At 74.1% G+C, this 16,428-nt stretch carries 15 protein-coding genes, 1 tRNA gene and 2 pseudogenes; 4 read left to right on the top strand and 14 right to left on the bottom strand.

What is annotated here, in order from left to right; all coding sequences use genetic code 11:
- Positions 1 to 9 precede the first annotated feature (9 nt).
- From ACFC1T_RS02775 to ACFC1T_RS02810, 8 genes and pseudogenes are all read right to left on the bottom strand, one after another.
- The gene (locus ACFC1T_RS02775) at positions 10 to 786 is read right to left on the bottom strand and encodes a MerR family transcriptional regulator (protein WP_375882672.1); all 777 of its coding nucleotides are present in this window, start codon (positions 784 to 786) and stop codon (positions 10 to 12) included.
- Between the two features lie 77 nt (positions 787 to 863).
- Positions 864 to 2,003, bottom strand: coding sequence for a hypothetical protein (locus ACFC1T_RS02780; RefSeq protein ID WP_375882674.1), 1,140 nt, complete (start codon positions 2,001 to 2,003; stop codon positions 864 to 866).
- 292 nt (positions 2,004 to 2,295) lie between these two features.
- Positions 2,296 to 3,417, bottom strand: a complete 1,122-nt coding sequence (locus ACFC1T_RS02785; RefSeq protein ID WP_375882676.1) for an LPXTG cell wall anchor domain-containing protein — start codon at positions 3,415 to 3,417, stop codon at positions 2,296 to 2,298.
- A gap of 341 nt (positions 3,418 to 3,758) precedes the next feature.
- On the bottom strand, positions 3,759 to 4,337 hold the full coding sequence (locus tag ACFC1T_RS02790; RefSeq protein ID WP_375882678.1) for a flavodoxin family protein: 579 nt from the start codon (positions 4,335 to 4,337) through the stop codon (positions 3,759 to 3,761).
- A gap of 133 nt (positions 4,338 to 4,470) precedes the next feature.
- Positions 4,471 to 4,899, bottom strand: a complete 429-nt coding sequence (locus ACFC1T_RS02795) for an NAD-binding protein (protein ID WP_375882926.1) — start codon at positions 4,897 to 4,899, stop codon at positions 4,471 to 4,473.
- Positions 4,891 to 5,421: pseudogene (locus ACFC1T_RS02800) on the bottom strand (NAD(P)-dependent oxidoreductase); the annotation flags it as partial. The pseudogene ACFC1T_RS02800 and the gene ACFC1T_RS02795, both read right to left, overlap by 9 nt.
- 61 nt (positions 5,422 to 5,482) lie before the next feature.
- On the bottom strand, positions 5,483 to 5,905 hold the full coding sequence (locus ACFC1T_RS02805) for a hypothetical protein (protein WP_375882681.1): 423 nt from the start codon (positions 5,903 to 5,905) through the stop codon (positions 5,483 to 5,485).
- A 194-nt stretch (positions 5,906 to 6,099) separates the two neighbouring features.
- Positions 6,100 to 6,660: a heme-binding protein gene (locus ACFC1T_RS02810; RefSeq protein ID WP_375882684.1), complete on the bottom strand. Its 561-nt coding sequence runs from the start codon at positions 6,658 to 6,660 to the stop codon at positions 6,100 to 6,102.
- Between the two features lie 355 nt (positions 6,661 to 7,015).
- Here ACFC1T_RS02810 and ACFC1T_RS02815 point away from each other — a divergent pair, with 355 nt between their 5' ends.
- Positions 7,016 to 8,248, top strand: a complete 1,233-nt coding sequence (locus tag ACFC1T_RS02815; RefSeq protein WP_375882686.1) for a sensor histidine kinase — start codon at positions 7,016 to 7,018, stop codon at positions 8,246 to 8,248.
- Entirely contained in the window at positions 8,245 to 8,916 is a 672-nt protein-coding gene (locus ACFC1T_RS02820; protein ID WP_375882688.1) for a response regulator, read from the top strand. Before ACFC1T_RS02815 ends, ACFC1T_RS02820 begins: the two co-directional genes overlap by 4 nt.
- A 458-nt stretch (positions 8,917 to 9,374) precedes the next feature.
- Here ACFC1T_RS02820 and ACFC1T_RS02825 read toward each other — a convergent pair whose 3' ends face one another.
- From ACFC1T_RS02825 to ACFC1T_RS02835, 3 genes are all read right to left on the bottom strand, one after another.
- Complete coding sequence (locus ACFC1T_RS02825; protein WP_375882690.1) at positions 9,375 to 9,956, bottom strand: hypothetical protein; 582 nt, start codon at positions 9,954 to 9,956, stop codon at positions 9,375 to 9,377.
- 110 nt (positions 9,957 to 10,066) lie between these two features.
- Positions 10,067 to 11,191 carry an RICIN domain-containing protein gene (locus ACFC1T_RS02830; protein ID WP_375882692.1) on the bottom strand — a complete coding sequence of 375 codons (1,125 nt, stop codon included), beginning with the start codon at positions 11,189 to 11,191 and terminating at the stop codon, positions 10,067 to 10,069.
- Between the two features lie 351 nt (positions 11,192 to 11,542).
- Positions 11,543 to 11,616, bottom strand: a tRNA-Gly gene (locus ACFC1T_RS02835).
- Between the two features lie 263 nt (positions 11,617 to 11,879).
- On the opposite strand from ACFC1T_RS02835, the gene ACFC1T_RS02840 reads away from it, so the two are divergent.
- Complete coding sequence (locus ACFC1T_RS02840) at positions 11,880 to 12,116, top strand: hypothetical protein (RefSeq protein WP_375882694.1); 237 nt, start codon at positions 11,880 to 11,882, stop codon at positions 12,114 to 12,116.
- A gap of 70 nt (positions 12,117 to 12,186) precedes the next feature.
- Positions 12,187 to 12,762 (top strand): dCTP deaminase, encoded by a 576-nt coding sequence (dcd, locus tag ACFC1T_RS02845; protein ID WP_375882696.1) that lies wholly within the window; start codon positions 12,187 to 12,189, stop codon positions 12,760 to 12,762.
- A 147-nt stretch (positions 12,763 to 12,909) separates the two neighbouring features.
- Here dcd and ACFC1T_RS02850 read toward each other — a convergent pair whose 3' ends face one another.
- From ACFC1T_RS02850 to ACFC1T_RS02860, 3 genes and pseudogenes are all read right to left on the bottom strand, one after another.
- Positions 12,910 to 13,800, bottom strand: coding sequence for a metal-dependent hydrolase (locus tag ACFC1T_RS02850; RefSeq protein WP_375882699.1), 891 nt, complete (start codon positions 13,798 to 13,800; stop codon positions 12,910 to 12,912).
- A gap of 132 nt (positions 13,801 to 13,932) precedes the next feature.
- On the bottom strand, positions 13,933 to 14,982 hold the full coding sequence (locus ACFC1T_RS02855) for a Yip1 family protein (RefSeq protein ID WP_375882701.1): 1,050 nt from the start codon (positions 14,980 to 14,982) through the stop codon (positions 13,933 to 13,935).
- 213 nt (positions 14,983 to 15,195) lie between these two features.
- A pseudogene (locus ACFC1T_RS02860) lies at positions 15,196 to 16,260 on the bottom strand (sugar phosphate nucleotidyltransferase); the annotation flags it as partial.
- Positions 16,261 to 16,428 lie beyond the last annotated feature (168 nt).

A 16,428-nucleotide genomic window follows, 5' to 3' on the forward strand; every position in this document is an offset into this window, starting at 1 on the left:
GCGCCTGCGCTACGCCTTCTCGTGCCGGTCGGCGTTGGCCACGACGGCGTCGTGCAGCCACTGCGCCAGCCCGGGGGCCAGCTCCTCGTAGGTGGCGGTCCAGCGCTGGTCCTCGACGTAGAGGCAGGCCAGGCCGCGGTGGATGGTGTACGTGCAGTCGTAGAAGTTCCGGCAGATGTGCTGCCGGTGCTCCTCGGCGAGGTCCATGGCCGCGGTGCCGTCGGCGGGGTCGCCGGCGGTGACGGCCGCGACCAGGCGGGCGTTGAGCCCGGCCATCTCCTCCTGGATCCGCTGCCAGTCGGCCTTGGTGTAGGCGCCGGTGCGCCGCTGGGACTCGGCCCAGGCCTCGGTCTTCCCCCAGCGCTGCTCGGCCTCCTGCTCCCACTCCTCGCGGTAGCCCTCGCCGAAGATCTCGAACTTCTCCTCCGGGCTCAGCTGAATGCCCATCCTGCGTGCCTCCATGGCGTGTTCGACGGCGGTGGCGAGTTCCTGGAGGTGGCCGATCCGGTCGGTCAGCAGCCGGTGCTGACGCCGGAGGTGCTCGGTCGGGCTGACCGAGTCGTCGTCCAGGATCGCCGTGATCTCCTCCAGGGCGAATCCGAGCTCGCGGTAGAACAGGATCTGCTGCAGCCGGTCGAGGTCGGCGTCCACGTACCGGCGGTAGCCGGCCCGGGTGCGTCCCGCGGGGGACAGCAGTCCGATCTCGTCGTAGTGGTGCAGGGTGCGGACGGTCACCTTGGCGATCTTCGCCACGGCGCCGACCGCGTAGCCCTCGTCCCCGTTCATCCGGAGCTCCTCCCTGGTGGTGACCACCACCCTCCGCTCTCACGTCGCGTGAGGGTCAAGCCGTGTTCCGGGAGGCCTCAGGCGTCGACCAGCTCCCGCTCGCGCCGCCGGGCGGAGCGCCGGCGGCCCTCCCCGCCGCCCTGGGCCGGTGGCCGCGGCCGGCGGGACTGCTGGGTGGGCCAGAGCAGCACGTACGCGGCGGAGACCACCACGAAGGCGAGCCGGACGAAGCCGCGGGCCGCGTCGGACGGCAGGAACAGTGTGCCGCCGTACAGCGCCGCCAGCGCGATCCAGCTCCACCACGGGACCAGCCGCTTCTGGCCGACCGCGTCCCAGAGCAGGGTGCCGAGCAGGATCGAGGCCGTGTAGTACGTGTAGACGCTCGGGTCGAGCAGGATCCGGGCGTCCGCCCCGAGCAGCACCACGGCCGGCCAGCGCCCGCGCCAGACGGCCACGCAGCCGAGGCCGATGCCCAGCGCGAACTGGGTCGGACGGTCCCACCAGGGGGTGGCCGGGTCGGTGACCCCGAACCAGCGCAGCGCGGAGGCGGGCTGGTTCGGGATGGTGAACTTGGCCGCCGCCATGGTGTCCAGGTTGCCCAGGTAGAACGGCAGCCAGGCGACCGCGACCAGCAGGCAGAACCAGAGCACGGTGCGCAGCCAGGCGGGCCGGGGCAGGGCCAGGATCAGCGGGGCGAAGGCGAGCGCCCAGGGCTTGGAATCGACCGCCAGGGCCAGGAACACCGCGACCTGGACGGGCTTGCCGCGGGCCAGGGCGTGCGCGGCGAGGGTGGTGAAGAACAGCGCGAGGACGTCGTCCAGGTGCGCGAAGCGGACGGACACCTCGACCCACATCGGGATGAACGCCAGCCCGGCGATCAGCAGCCGCTGCTGGAGCCGGCGGTGGTTGGTGCCGGTGCCGAGGTAGTACAGGGCGGCGGTGCGGCCGACCAGCACCAGCATCACCAGGCCGAGCCCGGCACTCGCCGCCTCGGCGATCAGCTGGCCGACGTGCGGCGAGAACGGGGCGGTGAGCCGGGCGGCGGCCAGGCTGACCGGGCCGATCTGCAGCTCGGGGTGGTGGGCGTAGAGCGAGAGGCCGCCGTCGGGCTGGCCGCTGAACAGCAGCTGTTCGCCCTGGCGCAGGTAGTGCCAGGAGAAGCCGCCGCTGGGCTCCACCAGGAAGAACCAGAGCACCGTCCACGCTGTCAGCAGCACGTGGTGCCGGCGGAGCGGTAGACCCGCGATCCGACCGGTCGTGGCTTCGTAGTCGGTGGTGGCCCGTGCCGTGCGATCTCCCCGCACCTGTACCTCTCCCCGCCGTTCCGCCCCCTCCGGCCGGACATCCTATGTGACGGAGGAGAACCGCCCGTGCCGCCCGTCGCCGCAGCCCCTCGGGGGGCGGCGGCGCCGCGCCGCCGGGGACGGGAGGTCCGTCCCCGGCGGCGGCCGGGCGGCACGGGGTCGATCGAGCGGGAGCCGCTCCGGGCGGGCCCGGGTCGGCCCCGGATCAGCCCTGCTGGCCGGCCTTGCGGCGGCGGAGCACCACGAGGGTGCCGACACCGGCGACCAGGACGGCGCCACCGGCGGCCGCGATCATGGTGGTGTCGTCACCGCCACCGGTGGTGGCGAGGGTCTTGCCGGCGTCGGCGGCGGCCGTCTTGGCCTTGGTGACGACGGCCGGGGTGATCTTCGGCGGGGTGACCTTCGGCACGTCCACCGGGAAGTCGATCGGCTGCTGCACGTCGGTGCTGCTGGCGGTCGGGGCCGGGGTGGCCGGCGCGCCGGAGTCGGTCGGGGAGGCCGACGGCGAGGCGGTGCCGGTGGCCGGGGTGGTCGGCGCGGAGGTGGTCGGCGCCGGAGTGGTCGGGGCCGGGGTGGTCGGCGCCGTGGTGGGGGTCCCCGTGGTCGTGGCCGAGGGCGACGCACTGGTGGTCGGGGTCGGCTTGCCGGTCTTGGTGGGCGTGGGGGTCGGGGTGGGCTTGCCGCCGCCACCGGCCTTGATGGTGAAGCCGGCGCCCTTGATGCCGTCGCAGCTGAAGTGGCCGTTGTCGGACTCGTCGTCGGCGTTGGCCGAGAAGACCACCGGGACGACGCCGGCCTTGCCCAGCGGGGTGTCCTTGGTGAAGGAGACCCGGACGTCGATGTCGATCCGCTTGCCGGGGGCGAGGTAGAGCAGCGCGTCGTCGGCGGGGCCGCCGTCGTTCACGCCGCCGAGCAGGATCAGCACGGCGCTGTCGTCGCCGTCGCCGCCACCGGGCGCGATCGAGCCGGTCCGCCAGGTGCCGCCGCCGGGCAGGCCGGCCGGCAGCTGGTACTCGACCTTGAGGTCCTTGGCCTTGAGCGAGCCGGCCTTGTTCTTGAACTTCAGGAGCGGGAAGGCGACGAAGTCGTTCTTCGCCGAGTTCTGGATCCGGTAGGAGAAGACGCGGGCGTCACCGCCGGCGACGAAGGTGTCCGGGACGCCCCGCACCGAGAGGTCGAGGTTCTGGTGGTTCGCCTGCGCGGCCTGAGCTGCGGCGGACGGGGTGCCGGTGGAGCCGACGGCCATGGCGCCCTGGGCGCCGGTGAGCACCAGCGAGGACGTGAGCGCGGCGACGCCGGCCAGGGCAAGACTGCGACGTATGGACAAGGAGACCTCACGGAAGTGTCCGGGCGAGGCCCGGGCGCGAGGGGGCGGCTGTGGGTGCCGCCACTCCCCCGCGAAGCTGAAATTCCGACGGAGAGTACCGAACGATTCGGCCACTTCGGAAGGCGGGTGCCCGGTTCCGTTCCACGACCGGGCCCGGGGCGCCCGAATCGCCCAACTCCGTCCGACGGTAGGGCTTTTGCACCTCGGCAAAGGACGACCGCAAAGTGACGGGTACACGCCCGCGAAGACAGTAGCGCACGGGCCCGGGTGGCTTGAATCCGTCGGTCCGCGCAGAGGCGGCCCGGACTGCCCCGGGCCGCCTCCAGCCGTCTCCGGTCGGATCAGCCCGCGAAGAAGGACTTGGCCGCGATCAGCGCCCGCTCGTCGCGCAGGACGTCCCCCGGCTTGGTCCCGTTGCCGATCAGCGCGCCGCCCCAGCGCATCCCCATGTACTCGGCGGTCAGCTTGAGGGTGCCGATCAGCGGCTCGACGTGCTCCTCCGTCCCGGCCAGCACGGTGACGTCCCACAGGGTGCCCCCGCGCATGCCGTCCCGGAAGGCCAGCCCGGGCACCCGGAACCAGGCCGACCAGTAGTCGAGGTAGAGCTTGGCGCTGGTCGGCATCGTGTACCAGTACAGCGGCGCGACGAGGACCAGGTCGGTGGCCGCCAAGGTGGCCTCCAACAGCGTCCGTTCGTGCCCGACCGGCTCCGGGTAGCGGCCGTCACCGGTGTGCCGGAGGTCCTGGAAGGGCGGCAGCGGGTGCTCGTCGAGCCGCAGCCACTGCTGCTCGGCGCCCTCGGGCAGGCTCGACTCGGCGGCCAGCCGGGCGAGTTGCTGAGTGTTCCCGCCGACGCGCGAGCTCGCGTCCAGGAACAGGAAACGGCGCGGCGCCCCGGCGTCGGACGGCTGGTCGGTCATCGGTACTCCCCCTGTCAGGTGCTGTGGACACCCGAGCGAGCACCGGCGGACCGCCGGGTATTCCGCGGCCCCGGCCAGGGGTTCCGGCGGTCGGCCAGGGGTTCCGGCCCCGGCCAGGGGCTCCGGCGGCCGGTCAGGCCGGCAGCCCGGCCCGGCGGCGGGCGACCTCGGCGACGGCCGCCCAGTCCTTCTCGCCGTCGCCGTGCGCCAGCGCGTCCAGGAAGGCGTCCCGCAGGATGCCGCCGAAGGGCAGCGGGACGTGCCGCGCGGCCCCGGCCTCCAGGGCCAGGCCGACGTCCTTGAGACCGAGCGGCAGCCGGAACCCGGCCGGCTCGTAGCGGCGCTCGGCCACCATCGAGCCGTAGCCGGAGTAGACCGGCCCGGGGAAGAGCGTGCTGCTGAGCATCTCGACCAGGTCGGTGGGCCGGACCCCGTGGGCCTCGGCCAGGCTGCACGCCTCGGCCATCGACTCGATCGCGCAGGCCAACAGGAAGTTGGTGCTGATCTTGGCGGTGTTGGCCTGCCCGGGGCGGTCGCCGAAGTGCCAGCTGCGCTCGCCCATCGCGGCGAACAGGGGCTCGGCGCGGTCCAGCAGTTCGGGTGCGCCCGCGACCAGGATGTTGAGCTTCCCCGCCGCCGCGACCGGCGGCCGGCCCAGGACGGGCGCGGCGACGTAGCCGATGCCGTGCCCGGCGTGCAGTTCCTCGGCCCGCTCGGCCAGTGCGAGCGAGACGGTGGCCATGTTGACGTGCAGGGTCGCCTTCGCGCCCGCCAGCAGCCCCGGGTCGAGCAGCAGCCCTTCGACCGCCTGGTCGTTGGCCAGCATCGAGACCACCGTGTCGGCGGCGAACACCTCGGCGAGCGAGCCGGCCGCCTCGGCGCCCAGGGCCACCAGGGCGGCCACCGGCTCGGGCGAGCGGTTCCAGACCCGTACGGAGTGGCCGGCGCGCAGCAGGCTGCCGGCCATGCCCTGCCCCATCGCGCCCAGCCCCACGAAACCGACCGTCGCCCCGCTCATCCGCGCACTCCGTCCGCCGCCGTCACCCGTACGTTGGTCCGTCCGGGAGCGACTGTACGTCAGGGGAGTCCGGCGGGCCGGGGATGTCCAGGACTCCCCGGACGGGCGGGCCGCCCCGGCCGGGCGGCTACGCGACCCGGGCCGGGCGGCGGAGGCGGCCGGCCGAGGCGCCGCGCTCCAGCTCGGCGACCACGCGGTGGCGCAGCAGCTCGTACTGGGCCTGGAGCCGGCCGGGGCGGGCCGGGCGGGCGACCGGGCGGCCGGGGCCGACCAGCTCGTTCGGGTCGAACTGCTCCCGGGTGAGGTCGATCTCGAAGCCGGTGGCGAAGCGGTTCCACCAGTGGAGGTCCGTCCGGACCCCGTCGACGTGGACCTCGCCCATCATCAGCTCGCCGCCGAGCAGGTCGTGCACCACCATGGCCGTCACCCCGCACTGGCCGCGGGCGGGATTGTCGGGACGCCAGCGGGCCTGGTCCTCGGGCGCGCAGGTGTCGACACCCCAGGAGGAGCGGATCGCACGTTCGATGTCGTTGAGGGTCCACGCCGTCATACCGGGAAGCCTGCCACGCGGCACTGACAACGACACCGGCTTTTCAAAGGGTCACCGCCTGTTCTGCGGCGACCCTCCCCTTGTTCACCCGAACGAGTCCGCCGCGGGCCGTCGCCCGGGAGCACGGCGGGTGCCGGGTACGGGAGTTCGCCCGGCCGGCCGGCCCCGGCGGCGGGCCGACCGGGCGGGGCGGGTCACTTCGCCAGGGCGGCCACGCCGGCCTGCGCGAACTGCTCGTCCAGGTCGCCGCTGGGCGCGCCCGCGACACCGATGCCGGCGACCGGAGCGCCCTTGGACTGCACCGGGGCGCCGCCCGCCAGGAACAGCGTGCCGGGGATGTCCTTGAGGTTCGGGGCCTGGGCCAGGCGCTTGGCCAGCTCCGAGGTCGGGGCGTTCCAGGAGACCGCCGTGAAGGCCTTGCGCTCGGCCGACTCCGGGGCCTGCGGGCCGGCGCCGTCGCCCTTGAGCAGCACGCGGGTGACGCCGTCCCGGTCGACCACGGCGACGGAGACGTGCTGGCCGGCCTTGGTCGCCGCGTCCAGGGCGGCCTGGGCGGCGCGGGTGGCGGCGTCGACGGTCAGGCCGGTGCTCTGGGCGAGGTTCCTGTTCTGGGCGTCGGCCTTCACCGCGGCCGGGGAGGCCGGGGTCTCGGTGGTCTCGGCGCTGGCCGAGACGGCGCCGACGCCGGCGGCGGCGAGCGCGGCGACGGCGGCGGTGCCGGTCAGCACCCGGGTGCGCACGGAGGTCTTCTTCATGGTCCAGCTCCTCAACGGGACGGCGGGTCCGCGGGGTCCGCGGCGGGTCCGGGGCCGGGCGGCGGGGGGACCGCCCGGCTCTGCTCCGATCCTCCGGCCGGATCCGGGTGCGCGGCATCGACGGTCCGGCGCGACCGTCCGGGCATGATGGGGGACGCCGGCGTCAACCGATCGGCTGATGCGGGACCGGGCCGGACGGGTCAGCATCGAGGGATCGGCGCAGGTCGGTGCAGCGGGCGCCGGCCCGTACCACTCCACCCGCCCTGCCCCGCCCGACACTGCTCGGGCGTCGGCCAGCCTCCCCGTGGGTCGTCGGCCGAGCCCCGTCCGGAGCCCGTAGCGCCAGGAGCCCCCCGTGCAGCAGCCCCGCCCGTCCGCCGGTCCGCCCCCCGGCGGGCGCGACGCCGGTGACCCGGACGCCGGACGGCTGGCGCTGCTGCTGGACTCCGCCTTCCTGCTGCTGCTCGCCGCCGCGCTCAGCCGCTACCTCACCCACCACGCCGACAGCCCCCGGATCCCCTGGGTGATCGGGCTGAGCGCAGCCCTGGCCGTCGCCCAGCCGGCCGCCTCCTGGCTCGACCACCGCCGCCCGACCCCGCCGGGCCGGCCGCGCCGGTGGACGCTGGCGCTGGTGGTCGCGCTCTGGGTGGTGCTGGTGCTGCTCGCGCCGAGCTTCGCCTGGTGCGCCGTCCCGCTGATCTACACCGGGCTGCGGGCGCTGCCCGCGAAGGCGGCGATCCCGCTGGTGGCGGCCCTGACGCTGCTGGTGGTGAGCGCCGAGGTCCGGCTGCCCGGCACGGCGGACGCCACCCTCGTCCTGCTGCCGCCCGCGGTGGCCGCGCTGGCCACCGGGGTGTTCCTGTTCATGGCCCGGCAGGCCGCCCGGCAGCGCGCGCTGATCGCCGACCTGGTCCGTACCCGGCGCGAACTCGCCGCCACCGAACGGCGCGAGGGCACGCTCGCCGAGCGCGAGCGGCTGGCGATGGAGATCCACGACACCCTGGCGCAGGGCCTGTCCAGCCAGCAGATGCTGCTGCAGGCCGCCGACCGCACCTGGGACGCCGACCCGGCGACCGCCCGCACCCACGTCCGCACCGCCGCCGAGGTGGCCGCCCGCAACCTCGCCGAGGCCCGCCGCTTCGTCCACGACCTCGCCCCGGCCGAGCTCGCCGACGGCGGCACCCTGGACCGCGCGCTGCGGGCGCTCGCCGAACGGGAGTCCGCCGAGAGCGGGCTGCCGGTCCGCTTCCACCTGGACGGCACGCCCGTCCCGCTGCCGGCGGCCGTGCAGTCCGCGCTGCTGCGGATCGCCCAGGGCGCGCTGGCCAACGTCCGGGAGCACGCCGGGGCCTCGACGGCCGCGATCACCCTGTCCTTCCTGGGTAACCAGGCCGTGCTGGACGTCGCCGACGACGGCCGGGGCTTCGATCCGACGGCGGGTGGGTACCGCGCGACCGGCGGCACCCGCGGGTACGGCCTGCCGGCCATGCGCGCCCGGCTGCGGCAGCTGGGTGGCACGCTGACCGTGGAGAGCACCCCCGGCGAGGGCACCGTCGTCTCCGCCGCGATCCCCCTGGAGCACCGATGAACGCAGCGCGCACCCCGTCGAGCGACGCACCGGACACCGGTTCCGCCGGCGTCCGGCTGCTGGTCTGCGACGACCACGCGGTGGTCCGGGCGGGCCTGCTGGCGCTGCTCGCCAGCGCGGGCGACATCGAGGTGGTCGGCGAGGCGAGCACCGGGGAGGAGGCCGTCGCGCTGGCGGCCGCACTGGCCCCGCAGGTCGTGCTGATGGACCTCCAGCTCGGCGAGGGCATCGACGGCGTGGAGGCCACCCGGCGGATCACCGCCGCCCCGGGCGGACCGCACGTCCTGGTCCTCACCACGTACGACACCGACGCCGACATCACCCGGGCCATCGCGGCCGGCGCCACCGGCTACCTGTTGAAGGCCGAGCGGCCGGAGGAGCTGTTCGCCGCCGTCCACGCGGCCGCCCGGGGCCGGACGGTGCTCTCCCCGCCGGTCGCCTCCCGGGTGATGGCGCAGATGCGGGCGCCCTCGCCGCAGCTCACCGAGCGCGAGCAGGACATCCTCGAACAGCTGGCGCAGGGGCTGGGCAACCGGGAGATCGCCCGGGCGCTGTTCATCAGCGAGGCGACGGTGAAGACCCATCTCGGCCGGATCTACGACAAGTTGGGCGTGGACACCCGGGCGGGCGCGGTGGCGGTGGCCAAGGAGCGCCGGCTGCTGCGCTGACCGCCCCGGCTCTCCGGAGCCCGCTCCTCCGCTGCGCTGGGCACTCGCGCGGTGTCACTCCGTGCTGTCATGATGCATGGAATGTCGGGTTCCGGGCCGCGCGCTGCGCGCGTCCGGGAGCGTGCGGCCCGGCCGCCCACCACCCCGGCGAGGTCACAACTGCCTGGTGGGACGCCCATCACACCGGCCCGACCACATCGCCACGATTGTGGATTTTTCGTGGATCCCACTATTGACAAACCAACCACGCGGTTTGTTAGCGTGAGAGCACGACGTCCCCGGGGGTGGGGACTCGCCGGGTCTGTGCGGACGCTCTCGCCGGAGGGTGGTGCAGGGGGGAACGGCGAGGCTGCCGGGGTGTCGGGGGGAGCGGCAGCGCCGAAGCCGCGCGACGTGGCGGCGTGGAGCGGGTCCGGGGGGACTCGCTCCACGCCTCCCCCGTAACCCGCCCCCGCCCGTCACACCAGTGCGCTCCAGTACGCACAGTGCACGTAGGGCAGCGGAGCCGGATCGGGCTCACCCGCTCCCGGCAGCTCGGGCACCCGCTCCGAGCGGGCCACCCCGAGCTGGCTCGCGGTCACTCGGATCTCACCGAACTCGCCGAAGCACAGCACCAGTTGAGAACCCTCCCGAGTCGTCGCGGCGACCCCGGGCCGGTCCCGTCCGGCGTTCAGCGAGGTGATCGTCCACCCCCGCCGCCGCCACTGCCGCTCCACCGCGCCCGCCAACTCCGCCCGCCGGCCCGGGGACACGACGGTCAACAGGTCCCGCCCGCGGGTCACGTACCAGAGCACCTCGGCGCCGCGCCGCCCGGGCGCCGCCAACCGCACCCCCGCCCGCGGCACCGCCTCCTGCCACACCGGCACCGGCCGGAGGCCCTCCACGGTCTCCCGCAGCAGCTCCTCGCACCGTTCCCCGGCGTCGAGTTGATCGACCGTCACATCCGGAGCCAACACCGGCCACCAGTCCGGCACGGCCACCGCGCCGGCGCGGAACCCGTCCGGGCACCCCAGGTTCAGCTCGGCACCACCTGACTGCACAGGGCCCTCCGTACTCCCCCCGGCGTTCAACCCGGGCAGGCATTCCATCACTCCTTGGACGGCCCCCGGGCACGGACAGTTCCCCGCCCCGGGCCCCACCGGATCCGGGGTCAGCCCTTCGCGTCGTCCGCCCAGGTGACGTCCATCTGGTCGATGAAGTAGCGGCCGTCGAAGCAGAGGAAGACCTTGGACGTGGTGTCGTTGTCCGCGATCCAGGTCTTGTTCCACTGCACGACGGTGCCGGCGCCGTCCCGCTTGGGGAAGTAGAGGCCCTCGCGGCGCTCCGGCTGGTTGTAGAAGCCGTGCCCGTTGGGCAGCCGGTACGGCGTCCGGAAGATGGCGTCGCTGCCACCGATGCGGTCGAACAGGGCGGCGGGGAAGTTGGTGCGGGCGACGAGCTTCGGCGGGACGTAGTGGACGTCCACCTCCCCGGAGTCCACGTAGCGGGCGGGCTCCCCCTTCAACCGGTGGAAGGCCCTGCGTACGGCACCCGCCGTGTCGTAGCTGTCCGTGAAGGTCACGAGACTCCCCTCCCGCCCCTCCTGGTACCAGTCGCCCTGGGAGTACTGGTCGAAGTCGAAGGTCTCGATGCGGGTGCCCGGGGTGAGGAGGTCGCCGGGGACCTCCCGGAAGCTGGTCTCGTCGAAGATCTGCTCGATGGTCCGCACGCGCTTCTCGTAGCGGCGGGCCGGCACCCGGACCCGGCCCGTCCCCACCGGGAGGTCGGTGGCCTTCGGCACCGGAGCCGGTGCGGGCTTCGGCGGTGCGAGGGGCGCGGGCGCCCAGGCGGTGCAGGACCGGTCCTCGGCCCCGGCACCCTTCTCCAGGACCAGCGGTCCGCCGGGCCGCTCGGCAGCCGGTTCGGCCAGGCCGAGGAGGCAGTTGGAGGAGTCGTGCACGGCCATCAGCCGACCGGTGTCGCGCTGGACGAAGGCCCGCCAGGCCTGCCGCCAGTACGAGGAGTCGCTGCCGGTGTCGGGGAACTTGGGCCGCAGGGTGACCGCGGCACCCCGGCTCGATTCCTCGGCGGTCAGGTACAGGCCGGTGGCGACGTGCCGGATCCGGTGGTTGAGCACCCGGAACCGCTCGGCCACCCACTGCTCACCGTCACCGCCGGCCTCGGGCGCGAGCACCACGGCAGTGCCCTCCGGGCTCCCCGCCGGAGCACCGGCCACCAGGCCGGGAATGCGGTGCAGTCGCAGCACGAACGTCTCGGTGGGCCAGTCGACCAACATCGTGAACACCCTCTCTGGCAATGGAACATGACAGAACGTCATAGAGATGATCACTTGATCGGACGGCACTGCGCCAGAGGGCCCCGGACGGGCAAGGACAACCGACACGGCGGGGCTCGGGCATCCCCGACCGCGCCTTCCACCTCACGGCCACCGCAACCGGCGGAAGCTCGCCGCCGAAGCCACCTTCGCCGACCTCGCCGAGAACGAGAACGGCTACGGCGCCGGGACCGAACTGGACGCCGTCAACAACGCCCGGAAGACCGTCGGCATCCCCTGAACCCCGCCCCGCCCCGCGGCGGTGCCCGGACAACGCAAAAGCCCCAGGTCGCTGACCTGGGGCTTTACTGCTGGAGCGGGCGACGAGAATCGAACTCGCGCTCTAAGCTTGGGAAGCTCATGTTCTACCATTAAACTACGCCCGCCTGATGAGCCGTCAGAGACTGCTCATTCCAGTGTCACTGTACCCCATCCGCGACAGTGGTCGCACGGCCGGCCCCGGGCCGTGGCGGAGCCCGGTGGGGGCGGGCAGGGAGCGTACTGTTTGGGCCGCGTGCGAGTGCCCCGGTGGGTGTGGGGTCGGGGCGGCGAGCCATGGTGTGGAATGTCCGGAACATCCCCTAATGTGACGCTGTCCCGGGGCCAGGCCGCCGGGGCGCGATGAGTACGGGTGAGTACTGGGTTAGGGATGGGAAGGGGATCGATGGAGCAGCGCACCGTCGTTCGTTGTGCCGAGGGGCACCTGTTCAGCACCACCACGTTCCCGATGCAGAACCTCGGTCCCGGGCGGCTCGGGCCCGGGCGGTTGATCCGCTGTCCGCAGTGCGGACGGCTGCGGAACTCGGTGCCGGCCGACGTACGGGAGCTGTCGACGGCCCAACTGGCTCGGGCGATGCGGCTGGAGGCCGCTGAGTTCCTGGCCTGACGGCCGACGGGAGGACACGGGGCCCCGGACGGATTCGTCCGGGGCCCCGTCGTGCACGTAACCTCGAAGCGTGCTGCTCTCTGACAAGGACATCCGGACCGAAATCGACCTGGGCCGGGTCGCCCTCGACCCGTTCGACCCGTCGATGATCCAGCCGTCGAGCATCGACGTGCGCCTCGACCGCTTCTTCCGCGTGTTCGAGAACCACAAGTACCCGCACATCGACCCCTCCGAGGAGCAGCCGGACCTGACCCGGCTGGTCGAGCCGGACGGCGACGAGGCGTTCATCCTGCACCCCGGCGAGTTCGTGCTGGCCTCGACGTACGAGGTCATCACGCTGCCCGACGACGTGGCCTCCCGGCTGGAGGGCAAGTCGAGCCTGGGCCGGCTGGGCCTGCTCACCCACTCCACGGCGGGCTTCATCGACCCGGGTTTCAGCGGTCACGTGACGCTGGAGCTGTCGAACGTCGCGACGCTGCCGATCAAGCTCTACCCGGGGATGAAGATCGGGCAGCTGTGCCTGTTCCGGCTCTCCTCGCCGTCCGAGCACCCGTACGGCTCCGCGCGCTACGGCTCGCGCTACCAGGGGCAGCGCGGCCCGACGCCGTCCCGCTCGTACCTGAACTTCCACCGCAGCGAGGTCTGACCGCGCCGCGGCAGAGCGCACGCACGACGGGCGGCCACCCCCTCGACCGGGGGGTGGCCGCCCGCGGCGTTTCCGGACGGCTGCGGAGCGGGCGGCGCCGGACAACCGGCGGCGCCGGACAGCCGACAGAACCCCGCCCGAGCGGTGTCAGGCCCGCTTCGGGCTGGTGACGGCGACCAGCTCGGCGCCGTCCTCGGACAGCCGCAGCTCGGTGCGCAGCTCGGCGAGCTCGCCGAGGTGGTGCAGGTGGGTGCCGCCGCAGAAGATCTGCGCGCCGCCCTCGGGCAGCTCGCAGTGCCACTGGCGGCGGGCGGTCAGCTCGGGGCCGGGGACGTCGATCCGGACCGGGGCGTCGGCCGCGACCCAGGCGGCGAGCCGGGTGTTGACGGCCTCGGTGAGGGCGGGCAGGGCGTCGGCGAGGGCGGGGAACTCCTCGGTGGCGTCGACCGTGAAGCCCTTCTTCTTGAGCGACTTGCCGAGCCGGTAGGTGTCGGTGCTGGCCTGGGTGTCCATCACCGAGCTCGCCATGGCGAGGCTGTCGAAGTCGGGGTTGCCGAAGGCGTCGGAGCGGCCCGGGTCCTTGCGCCAGCGCGGGGCGAGCGCGGCGTTCAGGGCGAGGGCGAGCAGGTGGCAGCCGCTGTGCGAGGCGCTCAGGGCGGCCCGGCGCTCGGTGTCGACGGCGAGCGCGGCGGTACGGCCGACGAGGTCGCCGGGGTCGGCGGCGAGGACGTGCAGGACCAGCCAGGACCACTCCTCGTCCCCGCGCTTGACCGGGATCTCGGCGCCGACCAGCGGAGCGCCGCCGTCCGGGCCGACCGCGCCGGTGAGGCAGTCCACCACGGCCAGCTCGGTGCCGTCGACGGTGAGGGTGCCGTGGTCGGCCGGCTGGTCGGGCCAGGTGTGGTCGAGCGGGTGGAACGGGGTCGCCGTGGTCACCACCGCGTACCGGCCGTCCGCCAGCGGGTGCACCGCCAGCACCGGGGACTCCCCGGTCACCGCCCCGGCCGGGAAGCTGACGTGGGTGGTGGGGAGGGTCATGGCTGGCTCCGCTGGTGGTCGACGAACGAGGGTGGGCGGGCCCGGGCCTTCCGGCCGGACCCGCCCACCATTCTGCCTGTCGGCCCCGCACCGGCGGCAGGGACCTTGATCACGCCGGCCGCTGCCGCCCGGTCACCCGAGCGTCGGCAGCTTGATCAGCACCAGCAGCGCGAGCAGCTGCAGCGCCGCCGCGGCCGCCGCCTTGCCCCAGGGCAGGTCGTGCACCCGTCGGACCATGGTGGTCAGCAGGTACGCGCAGAGCATCCAGGTCGCCCAGCCGACCACCTGCACCACCGCACTGCCCGAGGGCAGCACCAGGTCGAGCAGCAGCCGGGGCGCGTCGGTCAGCCAGCCGATCAGCGCGGCCAGGCCGACCGTCGACTTCCACGGGCCGTCGCCGCCGAGCTGGCGGGCCAGCGCGTAGGTGACCGCGCCGAAGACGGCACCGGCCACCGTGAAGCCGATGGCGGCGGCGAGCAGGCCGGTCAGCGCCACCGAGAAGGTCGAGTTGACGATGTCGTCGTGGGTCAGCCCGATGCCGAGCACCGCGAGCACGCCGTACAGCAGCGAGACGCTGAGGGCGGGCAGCCAGACCTGGTGGTCGCGGGTGCGGTCGAAGATCGCGGTCGGGGTCCGGAAGATGCCGACGAACAGTTCGCGCCACTGCGGCCGGGGCCCGCTGACGTGCGGGGCGGACTGGCCGCCGGCGCGGTAGACGGTGACGTTGTCCTGGCCGTACGGGGGCTGCTGCTCCTGGGCGTACGGCGGCTGCTGCCCGTAGCCGCCGCCGTCGTAGCCGTACTGGCCCTGGTCCGGGCCCTGGCCGTGGCCCTGGCCGTAGGGCGGCTGCTGCTGCCCGTACGGGGCGCCGCCCCGGTACGGGTCGCCGGCCGTCGGGAAGGCCCGGGTGCTGCCCGGCCGGTCGGCCGCGTACGGGTCGTACCCGTCACCGACCGTGGACCCGGGACCGCCCGCGCCGCCGCCCGGGGTGCCCGGAGTCCCCGGGGTGCCCGGCCCGCCGGGCGCTGCCGTCGGGTGCGCGGCCGTGAAGTACTCCGGCCCGTCCACGGGGCCGTCCGCCCGCCCGTACCCCCCGGGCGCCCCCGGCGGCGGCGGAGGCGCCGACCATCCGCCGTGCGGACGGTCGGCGCCCTGACCGCTGTCGTATCGATTACCAGCCACGCTCCGAAGGTACCCGTCCGGCCCAGTGCGCGTCCGCCCCGGACGGAGCCGGGGCCGGTTTGCAGCGAGCCTGAGACGAACGGGTCCGAAAGTCGTCCGGCGAGGACGCCCGGGGCCGCTGCGGAGCCGTCAGCGCTGGGCGGTGACCGACGGCCCGTGCACCGAGGCGGCCGCGGCCGTGCCGGCCGGGCAGCCGCCCGGGCCGGCCGGGGTGCGGACGGCGCCGACCGGCAGCAGGGTGCCGCAGGCGATCCGGATGCCGTTGGGCAGCTCGTTGTCGGACTCGACGATCGCGCCGTCGCCGATCACCGCGCCGTCCAGGGCCGAGCGGTCGCCGACCGTGGCGTAGGCGCCCACGATCGAGTCCTTGACCAGGGTGTCCGGGCCGATCACGGCGCCGGGCAGGATCACGCTGCCCTCGACGATCGCGCCGGCCTCGACCACCGCGTCCGCGGAGACCACGGTGCCGCCGCTGAGCACCGCGCCCGGGTGGACGGTGGCGCCGGGCAGCAGCAGGGCGTCACCGGTGGGGCCGGGGACGGCCGGGGAGTCGACCTTGCCGAGCACCAGGTCGGCCGAGCCGCGGACGAACGCGGCCGGGGTGCCGAGGTCCAGCCAGTACGAGGTGTCGACGACACCGCGCAGCAGGGCGCCGGTGGCCAGCAGCTCGGGGAAGGTCTCGCGCTCGACGGAGACCTCGCGGCCGGCCGGGATGCGGTCGATGACGGAGCGGGTGAAGACGTAGCAGCCGGCGTTGATCTGGTCGGTGACGATCTGCTCCGGCGTCTCCGGCTTCTCCAGGAACTCCAGCACCCGCCCGTTCGCGTCGGTCGGGACGAGGCCGAAGGCCCGCGGGTCCTCCACCCGGGTGAGGTGCAGGGTGACGTCGGCCCCGGCGGCCACGTGGCCGTCGCGCAGGGCGGCGATGTCGAGGCCGGAGAGGATGTCGCCGTTGAAGACCAGGACCGGCTCGTCCGGGCCGCAGGTCAGCCCGGAGGCGGCGTTGCGGATGGCCCCGCCGGTGCCCAGCGGCTCGCGCTCGGTCAGGTAGACCAGCTCGATCCCGTACGGGGTGCCGTCCTGGAAGTGGTCCTCGAACACCTCGGCCAGGTAGGAGGTGGCCAGCACCACCCGGGTGACCCCGGCGGCGGCCGCACGGGCCAGCTGGTGCGCGATGAAGGGGACGCCCGCCACGGGCAGCATCGGCTTGGGGGTGTGGGTGGTCAGCGGACGCAGTCGCGTGCCCTTACCACCGACGAGCATGATCGCCTCGGTCATGGTCTGCGCTGTTCCCCTTGTGCTCTCCGCGGCCCGGCCCGGCGGGCCGATACCTCCGTCAGTGGTCCGAACCCGTCCTGAACGGGTCGCCCGGCTCGCAGCCGGTCCGGCGCCTACTGTATTTCCTTCCGACCGAATGCCCGTCCGGCGGCCGTGCGATTGACGTCA

The sequence above is a fragment of the Kitasatospora sp. NPDC056076 genome, from assembly GCF_042266305.1.
Lineage (GTDB): Bacteria > Actinomycetota > Actinomycetes > Streptomycetales > Streptomycetaceae > Kitasatospora.